This window comes from Colwellia sp. BRX8-4, from assembly GCF_014077345.1.
In the GTDB taxonomy this organism is placed as follows: domain Bacteria; phylum Pseudomonadota; class Gammaproteobacteria; order Enterobacterales; family Alteromonadaceae; genus Colwellia_A.
The window spans coordinates 183,524-198,300 of sequence record NZ_JACGVS010000001.1 but is presented as its reverse complement, the minus strand read 5'-3'; the positions used below and the strand labels follow the sequence as shown (position 1 = coordinate 198,300).

The 14,777-nt window shown below is 39.6% G+C and carries 11 protein-coding genes and 1 riboswitch; of the genes, 5 read left to right on the top strand and 6 right to left on the bottom strand.

The genetic code is table 11. From position 1 onward, the window contains the following. Positions 1-9 precede the first annotated feature (9 nt). The 4 genes from H4J56_RS00855 to H4J56_RS00840 all read left to right on the top strand — a co-directional run bounded on the left by H4J56_RS00855 (position 10) and on the right by H4J56_RS00840 (position 6,082). Positions 10-636 carry a paraquat-inducible protein A gene (locus H4J56_RS00855; protein WP_182214521.1) on the top strand — a complete coding sequence of 209 codons (627 nt, stop codon included), beginning with the start codon at positions 10-12 and terminating at the stop codon, positions 634-636. Beyond that, positions 626-1,297, top strand: coding sequence for a paraquat-inducible protein A (locus H4J56_RS00850; RefSeq protein ID WP_182214519.1), 672 nt, complete (start codon positions 626-628; stop codon positions 1,295-1,297). Before H4J56_RS00855 ends, H4J56_RS00850 begins: the two co-directional genes overlap by 11 nt. Further along, positions 1,287-4,307 (top strand): PqiB family protein, encoded by a 3,021-nt coding sequence (locus H4J56_RS00845; RefSeq protein WP_182258724.1) that lies wholly within the window; start codon positions 1,287-1,289, stop codon positions 4,305-4,307. Before H4J56_RS00850 ends, H4J56_RS00845 begins: the two co-directional genes overlap by 11 nt. A gap of 227 nt (positions 4,308-4,534) precedes the next feature. Continuing rightward, entirely contained in the window at positions 4,535-6,082 is a 1,548-nt protein-coding gene (locus tag H4J56_RS00840) for a DUF418 domain-containing protein (RefSeq protein WP_182258723.1), read from the top strand. Between the two features lie 16 nt (positions 6,083-6,098). Here H4J56_RS00840 and thiE read toward each other — a convergent pair whose 3' ends face one another. From thiE to thiC, 5 genes are all read right to left on the bottom strand, one after another. Then, the gene (gene thiE, locus H4J56_RS00835; protein ID WP_182258722.1) at positions 6,099-7,622 is read right to left on the bottom strand and encodes a thiamine phosphate synthase; all 1,524 of its coding nucleotides are present in this window, start codon (positions 7,620-7,622) and stop codon (positions 6,099-6,101) included. A 147-nt stretch (positions 7,623-7,769) separates the two neighbouring features. After that, positions 7,770-8,573: a thiazole synthase gene (locus H4J56_RS00830; protein WP_182258770.1), complete on the bottom strand. Its 804-nt coding sequence runs from the start codon at positions 8,571-8,573 to the stop codon at positions 7,770-7,772. A gap of 2 nt (positions 8,574-8,575) precedes the next feature. Then, positions 8,576-8,809 (bottom strand): sulfur carrier protein ThiS, encoded by a 234-nt coding sequence (thiS, locus tag H4J56_RS00825; protein ID WP_182214512.1) that lies wholly within the window; start codon positions 8,807-8,809, stop codon positions 8,576-8,578. Then, entirely contained in the window at positions 8,799-10,010 is a 1,212-nt protein-coding gene (locus H4J56_RS00820) for an FAD-dependent oxidoreductase (RefSeq protein WP_220465889.1), read from the bottom strand. The genes thiS and H4J56_RS00820 overlap by 11 nt, the downstream gene beginning before the upstream one ends. Before the next feature lie 7 nt (positions 10,011-10,017). Beyond that, a complete protein-coding gene (gene thiC, locus H4J56_RS00815; RefSeq protein WP_182258721.1) occupies positions 10,018-11,979 on the bottom strand; it encodes a phosphomethylpyrimidine synthase ThiC in 1,962 nt (653 codons plus the stop codon). 105 nt (positions 11,980-12,084) lie between these two features. Continuing rightward, positions 12,085-12,206, bottom strand: a riboswitch (TPP riboswitch). Between the two features lie 174 nt (positions 12,207-12,380). Between thiC and H4J56_RS00810 the strand changes: the two genes are divergently transcribed. Then, a complete protein-coding gene (locus tag H4J56_RS00810) occupies positions 12,381-14,057 on the top strand; it encodes a M1 family metallopeptidase (protein ID WP_220465888.1) in 1,677 nt (558 codons plus the stop codon). A 95-nt stretch (positions 14,058-14,152) separates the two neighbouring features. Here the strand turns inward: H4J56_RS00810 and H4J56_RS00805 are convergent, their stop codons facing one another. Continuing rightward, the gene (locus tag H4J56_RS00805; RefSeq protein WP_182258720.1) at positions 14,153-14,662 is read right to left on the bottom strand and encodes an outer membrane beta-barrel protein; all 510 of its coding nucleotides are present in this window, start codon (positions 14,660-14,662) and stop codon (positions 14,153-14,155) included. Positions 14,663-14,777: the final 115 nt, after the last annotated feature.

Genomic DNA, 14,777 nt, shown 5'->3' with positions numbered 1-14,777 from the left:
GGGTCTTTAGTGAAAAATCATTCAGTTGTTAATAATATGATTGCTTGTCATCAATGCGATTCGTTATTACCTATGCCGTATTTATTAGAAGGACAAAATGCTTTATGTGGTTGTTGTGGCGCGATGTTGTTTTCAAAGAAGAGGGATGCGATTAATCGAACCCTTGCTGTCGCCATTGCAGGGTTATTGTTTTTTTTACCCGCGGCATTATTACCTATTATTGGCATCGGCGCCGCAGGTCTTTACAACGATGCCTCTCTGGTTGACTGTATTACGCTTTTAATTGATAGTCGCAATTACGTACTCGCCTTTGCTGTTTTTATGTTTACCATTGCTATCCCTGTAGTGAGGCTGATCACGGCCTTATATATTTCATGGTGCATAAAGTTTCAAAAAATTAAACCTTCGTTGTTAGTGTTTTTTCGCTCTTATCATGTTTTAGATACTTGGACGATGCTCCACGTTTTTTTACTTGGTGTTGTTGTTTCTATGTATAAACTTTCTTCACTGGCTGATATGACGATTGATGGTGGGTTAATTAGCCTAATATTCCTGTTGTTATGTTCAACATTGGTGTCGGTCACAATAGATCAGCACAATATATGGCATGAGCTGGAGAAATCTCTTGAGCAATAAAGCCCTTGCCGCAGGTTTAGGCAGTTGCCCAAAGTGTCATAAGCTCAATGTTATGCATAGCGAGCGACAAGTCTGTTCACGCTGTTTAACGCTATTTTCTGCTCGAAAACCTAAAAGTATTGAATACACGTTAGCTTGGACCATTGCCGCGTTAGTGATGTTTATTCCGGCTAATATTTATCCTATGATGGTGTTTTACACTTTCGGCAACCCCGAAGCATCAACCATTTTGGAGGGGATCGCCATTTTTATTCAAATGGGGATGTTGCCGGTAGCGATCATCATTTTTATTGCTAGCTTTGTTATACCCTTAGGGAAAATTATTGGGCTATTTACCTTGATGTACAACACCAAAAGAAAAACACAATTGTCGTTAAAACAACAAGGAAAGTTATATCATATTGTCGAATTTTTAGGACCATGGTCAATGCTCGATGTATTCGTGGTGACGGTCATGGCTGCGGTCGTTAATTTAGGCTTTTTATCTAGTATTGAACCAGCAGTTGGTATTACCTACTTTACTTTAATGGTAATTTTTACCATTTTTGCCGCGGAAAGCTTTGATCCGCGACTATTATGGGATAACTATCAGAAGCATAATCATCAGTCACTTTCTGAAAAAACATATAACAAAACGGATGTCCCTCATCATGACAAATAAAACTATTCTTGCCGAATCAAAAGCTATTATTAAAAGTCGAGAAGGTATTTCTGCTGTCTGGTTAGTGCCTATTATTGCGTTGTTATTTGGTGCTTGGCTAATTATAAAAGCTGTTTCTGACCGAGGCACGTTTATCACCGTTCAGTTTGAAAGTGCAAGTGGTATTGTGGTTGGTAAAACTCAAGTTCGCTATAAAGGACTTACCACAGGTATTGTTCGTGACGTTGAAGTATCTGAAGACTTACAGAGTGTTATTGTCGAAATTGAAATGATTTCAAGCTCAAAAAAAATGTTGACCGATAAAACACGTTTTTGGTACGTGACTGCCGACGTTTCATTTCAAGGTATTACCGGATTAGACACTTTGTTATCAGGGAGTTACATAAATGTGATGCCTGATATAGAAGAAGAAGGTAAAGCAAGGAGTCACTTTATTGCCTTAAGTGAAGAACCGGTATTAGATCAAGCAACGCCAGGTTTACATGTATCATTAACTACAAAAACTTTGGGTTCATTAGGCAAGAAATCGCCGGTTTTATTTAAACAAATTACCGTCGGTTATGTCGCTGGATTTAACTATGAGGCAACTTCTGATCTGATCAATATTAACCTTTTTATTGAACCTGAGTACGCTAACTTAGTAAAAGAAAACTCGCGTTTTTGGAATACCAGTGGCGTAACAGTATCAGGCTCATTAACTAGTGGTGTTACTGTTCATACCGATTCACTGGCATCTGTTGTTGCTGGAGGTGTGGCTTTTGGAAACTCTGATTATGAAGCTGTTATGGGACCAGCGATCAACGGCCAAAATTTCACCTTATATTCTGATTATGAAACCGCCAATATGGGCCATGAAATTCAGTTAATGTTAAACTGGAATTCAGGTATAGATCGCGATGCAGCGATTATGTATCAAGGGTTAACATTAGGAAAAATTACCGACTTTACTCGTATTGATCCCGAAGAAAGGATCATCGAAGCCAGTGCTATTATCAATCCTCGTATCATTCCCTATTTAACCAGTGGTTCGCAGTTTTTTGTTATAGCGCCAAATCTGGACTTAGGCGGCGTTACAAATTTACATACATTAATGCTAGGCGCTCACATTGGTATTCGTCCATCAGTTGATGGTAAACCGTTAAATAAATTTAACGTATATAATCAAGAGCCTGCCTACCAATATAGTGAGCCTGGGTTACATTTAGTGTTAAAAGCACAAGATGTTGGCTCTTTAACCACAAGCTCTAATATTTATTATAAACAGCAGAAAGTAGGTACTATTCAGGCAATTGAAAATATTGGCCCTAATGAATTTTTAGTACACATTTTCATTGAACCTAAATACAAAAGCTTTGTTTCTAGTGATAGTCACTTTTGGAACGCCAGTGGTTTGCATATTTCAGGTGGCTTACAAAATTTTGATATACAAGCACAATCTATTCAGTCGATGTTAGCGGGCGGTATTGCTTTTGACTTAGGTGATAATAATGAAAAATCAGCACCTAAGAATGGTGATAGCTTTCAGCTGTTTATTGATAAAAACGTGGCTAAACAACGTTCAACATTTAACCTTTATACGAATAGTGCCCATGGTTTAAGTAACAAAACCCGTATCATGCTAAGAGGTGAAGAAATTGGTTCTGTTCATAAAGTCATTCGCCAGCAAGACCAAGTTACCCTTCAGGTTGGGGTCTTAACTGATTACGAATATATTCTCCGAGAAAACAGTCAGTTTTGGCTCGTTAATGCCGACTTATCCTTGTCAGGAATGACAAATACCGATGCTTTATTTGGCGGGGCGTATATCAGCGTTAACGTTGGAGAAGGTGAAAAAGCCCATGATTTTATTGTCACTGACTTACCACCGGCAAAACACTTATCATCACAAGGACTACAACTTTCGCTAAAATCAGAGCAAGGGAATGTCGTTAATCCAGGCAGTCCGATTAGCTTTAGAGGCATAGCTGTAGGACAAGTGGATAATGTTTCTCTCGATACTACAGGTAATAACGTTGAAATAAATATTACCGTTGATGAAGAATACCGACATTTAATTTCTAATTTTACCCGTTTCTACAACGCCAGTGGTGTAACTATAAGCGGTGGTCTAGGGAATTTTATTGTTAAAACAGAATCTGCTGATGCGATATTAAAGGGGGGGATCAGTTTTATAAACCCAGAAATAAAGCCTGAGCAAGACACCGTTGAAGAGGGAGAGAAATTTACCTTATTTGATAATGTTGAGTATGCAAAATTAGCGGGCGTTGCCATAGAAATTCATTTTAGTGATGTAGAGGGCTTGAAAAATAATTTAAAAATAAAATATCAAGATCAACAAGTTGGCTTAGTTTCTCGGATCAAATTTGATCAGCAAGGATTTGGCGCAACTGTTTATGCTTTTCTAAATGACAGTGGCCGAAAGTTCGCGGTTGCAGACTCAAAATTTTGGTTTGCTAAACCAGAGCTTGCTCTTGTGGGCTCAGTAAATGTTGGCGCTATTCTAGAGGGGGGCTTTATTGGATTAATGCCAGGTAAGGGAGAAATAAGTCATCGCTTTGAGGCCAAAGCCATTATGCCGGTAACAACGACGCTTCCTTCAGGGTTAAATCTTTCATTAAGTGCAAAAAACTTAGGTTCAGTAAGAACTGGCAATCCTGTGCTCTATCGACAAGTTAAAGTTGGTCGGGTAATTGGTGTCGACTTATCACCTACTGCCGACACCGTTAATATCTATATTAATATTTATCCGCGTTATGCGCCTTTAGTAAGCCAAAGCAGTCAGTTTTGGAATACCAGTGGTATTCGTATTGATGCGGGGCTTTTTTCAGGGATCAATATAGACTCAGAATCTATAGAAACACTGCTTGCCGGTGGTATAGCTTTTGCTACACCTGAGGTTGACGTTAAGGAGACTTTTCAGCCAGCAGAGCAAGGACAACTATTTAAGTTAGCACGAGATGTTGATGACGATTGGCATAAGTGGCAACCTAAAATTGAATTGTCGCAATAAGAACAAGAGATACCCCCCTTAACTTTGTTCAATACACTGTTGGCGATAGCGTTAAGGAAAAGCCGTAAATTTGGTCTAAAGTTACAATTTGTTGTTTATTTATTAATAACTATAATAATAAAGTTCATACAATTCGTTAAAAACCAATAGGTAACGAATTGGCATGACTCATGCTATTAAGCATGCAAACAATATTAACTCATTATAATAATACAGTGGAAAAACCTATGGAAAATGAATTCCCCGGCACTAATAAAGAGCTAACACCGCTCACAAACTCTAATCGTATTCAAGTGATGGACTTACTTCGTGGCTTTGCCTTAATTGGCATTATTATGATGAATATCGAATGGTTTAATCGCCCTGTTAGCGCATTACTGAGCTTTGATTATAGTCTTACTGGCTTCGATTGGGCATCAAGTTGGTTAGTTAAAGTGTTTGTAGAAGGCAAATTTTATAAGTTGTTTTCAATACTTTTTGGTATGGGCTTTGCCATCATGCTCGTTAGGGCGCAAGAGGCAGATCGTAAATTTGGCGCATGGTTTACCCGACGCATGTTGGCATTATTTGTTTTTGGTATGGCACATTTAATTTTTCTTTGGGGTGGAGATATTATTCACGACTATGCGGTAGGAGGTTTGCTTTTACTGGGGTTTGTTTTACTTTTACGCATTAAAAAATTAGCGCGATTTAATACCCCCGCTACGTTTGCAAAAGTGGGTTTCTCACTATTATTGATGCCGTTATTTGTTTCAATGTTTGCCGCTCTTTATTTTGGTGTTACCCGTGACAACACCGTAATAACCAACGATTGGCAACAGGAAGTCAGCATTAATCAGCAGCTTGATGTTTTACTGCAACAAGAAAAAGATAATCCAAAAGAAATATGGGCTAGTAAAGATACCGAGATTGAAGACGAAAGTACCTTAATAGCAGCGAGTGCGGCAGTCATCGATAGTGATGTTGAAGCATTAGAAGAAAAAGAAGAAGCTGTAGAAGTCGATGAAGATAGCATGACCGACGAAGAGCTTATTATTTATAAAGCTCAACAACGTTTTGAACGAAAACAAAGCCGTGCGCAAGATGAAGCAAAAGAAACAGCAGCTTTTACGCAAACTAGCTATATTGAAGCGACTAAGTACCGAGCTAAAAGCGCCGTTGAAGCTTTAGGTAACACGCCAACCTTTGCCTTCTTTGTTTGTTTACCTCTTTTTATGGTGGGCTATTGGTTAGTCGCTAGTGGCAGAATGAAAAACCCACAACAACACCAAAGTTTCTTCAGTGTTATGTGCTGGGGCGGATTGAGCATTGGCCTACTGTTAAGTATTGCTGGAACTTTTATTAGCCTACACCCAGTGACAAAAAGTGCTATCGAAGTGAGAGCGGGCGGACAAACTATTTTTTATTATGGGCAGTTTGTTCTCTGTGCCGGTTATATTGGCTTGTTTGTAAAATTAGCCAGCAAAGCTTGGTTTATCAAAGGTTTTTCATGGTTGGCACCGTTAGGAAAAATGGCGCTTACTAATTACATCGGTCATTCTATAATCTTAACGACAATATTTTATGGCTATGCTGGTGGTATGTTTGGCCAAATAGCCCGCGGACAACAAATGCTTATTGTCGTCGCGGTGATTTTTGCCCAAGTTGTTTTTTGTACACTATGGTTGAAATTCTTTAGATTTGGCCCGTTAGAATGGTTATGGCGCTCAATTACGTACCTGAAATGGCAACCACTACGCTTAGAAAAAAAACTTGATACAAGTATAGCTTCTTAGGTTTTACTGGGAAAAATTACTGCATAATATGCTGGAATTGTTTAACTGCGATTTCAGCATTTTCACTTTCAGTGATCGCGGTAACAACCGCTATACTGTCAACACCCGTCTGCCAAACACGTTCTGCTCGTTGATGATTAATACCGCCAATGGCTACAACCGGAATATTGCTGGCTAATTTCAATAGCTGTTGTAAGTTATCTACCCCTTGAATTTGTCCGCTCATATTTTTAGTTTTAGTGGGAAATATAGCGCCAATCGCTAAATAAGAGGGTTGTAATTGTTGTGCTAATAAAAATTCATAACAACCATGAGTACTAATACCTAAGTGTAAACCTGACTGATGAATCTTAGTTAAATTAGCGTTTTGTAAATCTTCTTGGCCGATATGCACACCGTAAGCGCGATGCTTTATTGCTAATTGCCAATAATCATTAATAAACAAGCGCGTTTTATACGGCTGACTAATGGCTATGGCTGCAATGATTAGTTTTTCAAGCTCGATGTCCGTCTTATTTTTCAACCGCAGTTGAATAATGTTTAAGCCTAATGGCAACAAACGTTTTAACCAATAAAGTGAGTCAACCACAGGGTAAAGCCCAAGCTTATTATCTGATAGTGCCAACGATGGAAAAGGCGGTAACTGCTGATATTTCTTGACTAGGTTGGATGATATTCTGGGGAAAAAGTCAGCACTATTAGGCCAATGGGTTTGTTCAAATGCACCATAATAATCGGTTTTTTTCATGCTAGCAGTTACCGATTTAGCTAAACCCTGATTAATAAATGCTTTGGTTAAGGTAAAGGCATCACGTAATAAATAGCCGTGTGCTAAAAAAGCCGCTAATGCGCTAGCAAAGGAGCATCCACCACCATGACTGTAAGAGGTATTTATTCGTGGTGAAGAGAGTTGATAACTTATCGATGATTGCTCAACGTGATGTAAACAATAGTCATCACTGACTTGTAAACCGTCATTGTCTAACACGGCACTGTGCCCACCTTTTACGATGACGCTGGCGACGCCTAATTCGGCAATTTTTATTGCCAGCTCAACGGGGTTAAGTATCAATAATTTTGATAATTGTTGCGCTTCCATCAGGTTGGGGGTAATAACATCAATATAGCTGAACAATAGGGTTAAATCTTCTCGCTGTAGTGTCGAAAAACTACCACCGACGCTCGCTTGGCCAACGGGGTCAAAAACGACATTTATTTTTGGGTAGTTAGCTTTAAAGCCCGCTAATAATTCGGTTAACCATGTGACTTGTTCAAGATTGGCTATTAAGCCAATCTTAATGACGCTGGGTGGTTTATCATCAATTAATACCTTGGCTTGTTGTTGTAATGTCTCGCTAGCGACCGGATTTATCGAGACAAGGCGGTTAGCGTTTTGTACGGTATTCGCGGTTATCAAATGACAAACTTCAACACCCAAGGCATGACCTGTTTTTATATCGGCGGCAATGCCCGCACCACCAGAGCAATCGCTGCCAGAAATCGTCCATACAATCGGTTTTTCTTTAACACTTTCTGTCATAGCTTTATCCTTGTTGCCTTATTGATGCCAAAAAGGTGTATCTAGGGTTGGCGTTGATCGTCCAGATAGTCGGTTTCTCTTTAACACTTTCTGTCATAGTTTTACCCTTATTGCCTTATTGCCTTATTGCCTGATTGCCTGATTACCTTATTGATGCCAAAAGGGTGTATCTAGGGTTGGCGTTGACGGGTGAGCGGTTTGTCGTTGCTGCATTACACCCGCCATGTATCCTTGCTCGCCAGCGACAATGGCTTGTGCGAAGGCTTTTGCCATCAGCACCGGACTATCTGCCAAGGCAATTGCTGAATTTAATAATACGGCGTCGTAACCCATTTCCATAGCTAGACAAGCATCTGAGGGTTTGCCAATACCCGCATCTAAAATGAGAGTTGCATCTGGAAGCCGCGAACGAATTGTTGCTAAATTATAAGGGTTCATTAGACCCTTACCTGTGCCTATTGGCGATGCCCAAGGCATGATCACCTGACAACCTAAGTCATATAAACGCTGACACACCACGAGATCGTCGGTGCAATAAGGTAGCACTTTAAAACCCTCATTTAACAACTGTTCACAGGCCTTTAATAGCTCGATAGGGTCTGGTTGTAAATTATAGTCATCACCGATAACTTCCAATTTTATCCAATCCGTTTTAAAAATTTCGCGGCTCATTTTTGCTAGGGTTACCGCTTCTTTAGCTGTTTTACAGCCCGCCGTATTGGGTAATAAAAATCCCTGAGTCTCTTTAACAACCTCTTGAATATACTGCCAAATTTTTGCGCCTGACTGTTGCGCAGGGTTTTGGCGTTTTAACGACAAGGTGACAATTTTTGAGCCACTGGCTAATATCGCTTTTTTCATGATCTGTGGCGAAGGATAAAGTGCGCTACCAATTAATAAACGACTATTAACCGCTTGTCCGTATATCATTAGTTCGGTTGAAAATGTCATCATTAACCTCCCTGAATAGGAAACAGTACATCTATACTATCCTCTTGATTAATTGTGGTTTTTTGATAGTCAGCTTTACCAATAAAGTCACCATTAAGGGCTACGGCAAAACTTTGTTTTTGCTGCTCTGGCGTTAAATAATGCAGTAATGCCATTGATATATTGGGGGTTATACTGGCAATGGTGATTACTTGTCCATTGATAAAATAGGTTGTTATAGCTGCTTTAGTATTCATTGATGGCTAACCACTTATGATAAGGAGATTCTGTTAATGAGCGACACTCGAAAAAATGCGCAACGGTAAACTCTAACTGCTTTAACACAACCGGCGCAATAAGGTAGCCGTGGCGAAACAGTCCATTGACCTGGATAAGCCGATTTTGCAGTGATATTTTAGCTTGGTTATCACTAAAAGCAGGTCTTAACTGGCTAATATGTTGATGAATATTGGCTTCAGCAAATCCAGCATGGACACTATAAGCCGCGCTGAGTAATTCCATTGAAGAACGTACCGTCATTGGCGCGCAGTCTTCACTTTCGATTTCAGTTGCTCCCACGACATAAAAGCCGTTAGTTTTAGGGGCTATATATAATTGATAGCGAGGGTGCATTAAACGAATAGGCCGGGTAATATTGACTTCAGGGGCAAATAACTGAAATATCTCACCTCGTACTCCTCGTAAATCTTTTAAGGGGGCTGCGGTGTTTTCGCCTGCACTGTTGCGTGCGCCTGCACCGCGACAGTCAATTGCTAAATCAGCAGCAATAATATGCTTTGACGTGTTAGTTTGCTTATTGCCTTTGTTGCCTAGTGGGCTATCCCCATGGTAAGTGACTAAACAGCTCGATTTTTGCTGTTCAATGTTAACGACAGGTGAACTTTCTAACCAAGTAACGCTACTTTTTTCTAGCTGCTTTTGCAGGGCTTTTAGTAATTTACGATTACCTATTTGCCCTTCTTCAGGTAAAAACAACCCATGATTAAAGCGATGAGCTAATTCGGGCTCAAGGGCAAGTATTTGTTGGCGATTCAGTTGCTGTAGCTGATGTTGCGGATAATGATTTTTGATATAAGCCATGAAACGCTGATAATCGCCTTGGTCTTGTTCATGGCTAACCATTAAGGTGCCTGCTTGTTGAAAATAAGTGTAACTGTCTAATTTAGCAAGAATCTCAGGCCAAAGCGCTAATGACTCAAAGCCCATTTCAACAATATTACGATCGCTATGCATAGCTTCACCTAGCGGCGTTAATAAACCGGCAGCAGCATAAGCGGCACTTTGGTGGCCCTGTTTATTATCTTTATCAATCAAGGTCACTTGATGACCTTGATTAACCAAAGACAATGCCATTAAACGACCCACTAACCCTGCGCCAATAACAACGATATTGGCACAGATTTGAGTAGGTTTAGGGAACTGTTGAGAAATAGTCATCGGCTGACTATTTCACCTGATGGTAAATTTCACTACCGGTCGCTTTAAATTCCGCCGACTTTTCAGCCATGCCTTGTGCAATATCGGTTGGCGTTGCATCTAAAACAATGACTTCGTCAAGTAACTGTATTTCTATTTTATTGCTGGCTTCAAGACCCGCGGCATAATCACGTACTTCCTGAGATATTTTCATCGAACAGAATTTTGGCCCACACATAGAGCAGAAGTGGGCAACTTTACCTGATTCTTGTGGCAAGGTTTCATCGTGATAAGTCTTGGCTCTTTCAGGGTCTAAACCGATATTAAATTGATCGTACCAACGAAATTCAAAGCGCGCTTTGCTCATGGCATTATCGCGAATTTGCGCCCCCGGATGACCTTTTGCTAAATCGCCGGCATGGGCTGCAATTTTATAAGTCATTAAACCTTCTTTAACATCTTCTTTATTGGGTAAGCCTAAATGTTCTTTAGGAGTGACATAACAAAGCATGGCACAACCGTACCAACCAATATTAGCGGCGCCAATACCCGAAGTAATATGGTCATAACCCGGTGCAATATCAGTCGTTAACGGACCTAACGTATAAAAAGGTGCTTCACCACAATGTTTAAGTTGCTCGTCCATATTTGCTTTGATCATATGCAGTGGCACATGCCCGGGGCCTTCAATAATCGTTTGTACATCATGCTGCCAAGCAATTTTAGTTAATTCGCCTAAGGTATGTAATTCGGCAAATTGTGCTTCATCGTTGGCATCAGCAACCGAGCCCGGGCGTAAACCGTCGCCGAGTGAAAACGAGACATCGTATTGCTTTAATATTTCACAAATATCTTCAAAGTGGGTGTATAAAAAATTTTCTTTATGATGCGCTAAGCACCACTTCGCCATAATTGAACCACCACGTGAGACAATACCGGTGACACGCTTAGCGGTCATTGGAACATAGCGTAATAATACACCGGCATGAATGGTAAAATAATCAACACCTTGCTCGGCTTGTTCGATAAGGGTATCGCGGAAAATTTCCCAGGTTAAGTCTTCTGCCACGCCATTTACTTTTTCTAGCGCTTGATAGATAGGCACCGTACCAATGGGCACTGGCGAGTTGCGCATGATCCATTCGCGGGTTTCATGAATATTACGACCCGTTGATAAATCCATTACCGTGTCTGCGCCCCACTTGGTCGACCAAACCAGTTTTTCTACTTCTTCTTCAATGGAAGAGGTCACCGCCGAATTACCAATATTGGCATTTACTTTAATTAAAAAGTTACGACCAATAATCATCGGCTCACATTCTGGGTGGTTAATGTTTACCGGAATAATTGCTCGGCCACGCGCGACTTCATCACGGACAAACTCTGCGGTAATTTGCGCTGGAATACTGGCGCCAAATGACTGACCTTTATGTTGTAGTAGTAAGGTTTTATCTTTGACCTCTTCACGTTTTAAATTTTCACGAATGGCAATATATTCCATTTCAGGGGTAATGATCCCTTGGCGAGCATAGTGCATTTGGGTAACGTTTTGACCTTTTTTAGCGACACGCATTTTAGGTAAGTGTTCAAAGCGTATCGCGTCAACACCATCGTCAGCTAAACGTTGTTGAGCATAAGTAGAGCTATTTGATGTTAAGAGCTCAACATCACCACGACTATCAATCCAACTTTCACGCAGGCGAGGAATACCTTTGTGTACGTCTATCTCGACACTTTCATCGGTATAAAAACCTGAGGTATCGTAGACGCAAAGAGGTTCATTTTTTTCGTAGGTTGGCTTATCTTTATTACCCGCTAATAAAGTATCAGACAAGGTGATTTCGCGCATACCTACCTTGATATCGTGAATTTTACCTTGCACATAAACTTTTTTAGAATTTGGGAATGATTGATCAGAAACGTTTTTTAAGAATGTTTCAGCTTGTTCGCGACGTTCTCTGCGAGTGAGTTTGTTAGCTGGTTTGGTCATTTTTTTGCCTTTTAATAATATGCATTTCGTTATAAATGCACGAATAAAAAAGACGAAGTGTAGAGTGAGGAAAAAATAAAAAAGTGACGAATTAATCCTTTAACTCTTTTATTTTACCTTGTTCCCTTACGCAGATATTAATCTGATCAGGTTCTACGGATCCCGCTTTCGCGATCTCAGCTTTGAATATTTCTTTAGAAATAATCTCAGCACTCCGACAAGTAATTGTGGTGATTCTATCGTATTAGTTTCAAAATACGCAATCATAATGTTGTATTTGGTTATAATTAATTTTTAGATAACGATGTGAGTCGTTGACAGATCTTACCCTTTTTAGGGTTCACAATTTATATTACACAATGCTAGTATATTGTATACGAGAGAGTGTTAGGACAATAACAATGATAAAAAAACGGATAACGACTTCACTTGCTGGCTTAGTTTGCGCTATGGTTTTTGCTGGGCATGTTAGCGCGAGTAATTGGCAACAAGAAAGTGGCAAAGTAACGCACCAAGAAAAATTACGGGGTACTATTACACCAGAAAGAAAGTGGTGGGATTTAATTCATTATCATCTTAATGTAAAAGTTGACCCTGAAACTAAGCTTTTTTCAGGTAAAAACACCATGACTTATAAGGTGTTAGCTAAAGGTGAACGTTTACAAATAGAACTACAGGCGCCAATGAAGCTTGAGAAAGTACACCAAAATGGTAAAGCGCTTGAAGTAGAGCAAGATGGCTATTCTTATTTTATTACCCCAGCCAGTAAGCAAGAAATAGGCTCGGAGCAGAAGATAACTATGTACTTCTCTGGACAGCCCGTTACCGCAAAAAACGCCCCATGGGATGGCGGTATTACTTGGAAGAAAGACAGTAATGGCCTCGACTTTATTGCCACTTCAAATCAAGGCATTGGCTCTAGTATTTGGTGGCCAAATAAAGATCATCCTGCCGACGAACCCAACAATGGCGTGTTAATCAGCGTTGAAGTGCCAGAACATTTAATGGATGTGTCTAATGGTCGATTAATTAAAGTTGAACACAATAAAATTGATAAAACAAAAATTTATCATTGGCAAGTTGTGAATCCTATTAATAATTATGGGGTCAATATTAACATTGGTGACTATGTTCATTTTGGTGAAAAGTATCAAGGTGAAAAAGGTCAGCTTGATATGGACTACTATGTTTTACGGGAAAACTTAGCGAAAGCAAGAAAACAGTTTAAAGAAGCGAAACGAACCATTGAAGCGTTCGAGCATTGGTTTGGTCCTTATCCGTTTTATGAAGACAGTTATAAACTGGTGGAAGCACCATATTTAGGGATGGAGCATCAAAGTTCGGTGACTTATGGTAATGGTTATCAAAATGGTTATTTAGGGCGTGATAGAAGTAGTACTGGCCCAGGATTATTATTTGATTTTATTATTGTTCATGAATCAGGTCACGAGTGGTTTGCCAATAACATCACCAATAAAGATGTTGCTGATATGTGGATCCATGAGAGCTTTACTAACTACTCAGAAAGTCTATTTTTAGAGTATCATTTCACTAAAGAGCAAGCCTTTGAATACGTTCGTGGTCAACGGATGAATATTGGTAATCAATCCCCTATTATTGGCGAATATAATGCTAATCGCGGTGGTTCTGGTGATATGTACGATAAAGGTGGCAATATGCTGCATACCATTCGCCAAGTGATTAATAATGATGAAAAATGGCGAGAAATACTCCGTGGATTAGGTAAGGTTTTTTATCATCAAACAGTGACTACCCAAGATATTGAAAACTACATTAGCACACAATCAGGTATCGACTTAAGTAAGGTCTTTGATCAATATTTACGTGATATACGTATTCCCACTTTCGAATATTTTATCAAAGATAAAGTGATGAAAATTCGTTGGGGTAACGTGGTTAAGGGGTTTGATATGCCGTTACGCGTCACTATTGCCGGTAAAACACAGTGGCTAGCACCAACAGCAACTTGGACTACTGTTGAACTTGAGCAGGAAAACCCAAATATAGCCGTTGATGCTAACTTTTATATTTCGACGCTCAGTGTTTTAGGTCATTAGTTTTAAAAATTAAAGTTTTAAAAATTAACGATATAAAATTAAAAAGGAGAGCTTATTGCTCTCCTTACACGTCAACGTTCAGTTAAATATTGCGCTTAAAAAGCGTATTTAAAACCAACAGAAAGTAATTTAGTACCGTCATACGTTTCATAAGAGGCTTCAACGCTCACTTTTTTATTGAGGCTATAACCAACACCAGCGCCGATGCCAAATTCCCATGAATCATCAGACGCTGATTCGCCACGGTAGCTTGCTTTGAGGTCTAAGTTTGCATAAGACGGCATTACATAAACATATGCGCGATTGTTGAAGTCATATTGACCACGCAAAGACAAAGCGAGTAAGCTTTCTACTTCAATTTTAGCACCGTAAAGTGAGTCGTCACCAACACCAGAACCGAGACGAAGTTCAGGCATCAAGTAAAAATTTTTCGCTGAATTTTCAATTTTATATGCCACTGAGCCATAGATAAAGTTCAAAGAAATATCGTCGCCATCAGAGCTATCAGATAACTGACCGAATCCACCGCCCACTTGCCAATCAGCAGCTACGGCTGTTAGGGAAAGACTGAAAAAAGTGAGTGCAATAGCGGTTTTCTTAAACATAATAAATCCTTTATTTTATTTGGGTTAACTTTAGGTTAAATTAAGGTGAAGATTTCGCGCAGAGCTTAACACCAAGATATTTTTTGTTCAATAATCTTTAATAAATTATAGTCCG

Bases quoted from the DNA above. Each gene is read 5' to 3' on its own strand.
- H4J56_RS00845 (WP_182258724.1), top strand. From the start codon at position 1,287: ATGACAAATAAAACTATTCTTGCCGAATCAAAAGCTATTATTAAAAGT.
- H4J56_RS00840 (WP_182258723.1), top strand. From the start codon at position 4,535: ATGGAAAATGAATTCCCCGGCACTAATAAAGAGCTAACACCGCTCACA.
- thiE (WP_182258722.1), bottom strand. From the start codon at position 7,622: ATGACAGAAAGTGTTAAAGAAAAACCGATTGTATGGACGATTTCTGGC.
- H4J56_RS00830 (WP_182258770.1), bottom strand. From the start codon at position 8,573: ATGACATTTTCAACCGAACTAATGATATACGGACAAGCGGTTAATAGT.
- thiS (WP_182214512.1), bottom strand. From the start codon at position 8,809: ATGAATACTAAAGCAGCTATAACAACCTATTTTATCAATGGACAAGTA.
- H4J56_RS00820 (WP_220465889.1), bottom strand. From the start codon at position 10,010: ATGACTATTTCTCAACAGTTCCCTAAACCTACTCAAATCTGTGCCAAT.
- thiC (WP_182258721.1), bottom strand. From the start codon at position 11,979: ATGACCAAACCAGCTAACAAACTCACTCGCAGAGAACGTCGCGAACAA.
- H4J56_RS00810 (WP_220465888.1), top strand. From the start codon at position 12,381: ATGATAAAAAAACGGATAACGACTTCACTTGCTGGCTTAGTTTGCGCT.
- H4J56_RS00805 (WP_182258720.1), bottom strand. From the start codon at position 14,662: ATGTTTAAGAAAACCGCTATTGCACTCACTTTTTTCAGTCTTTCCCTA.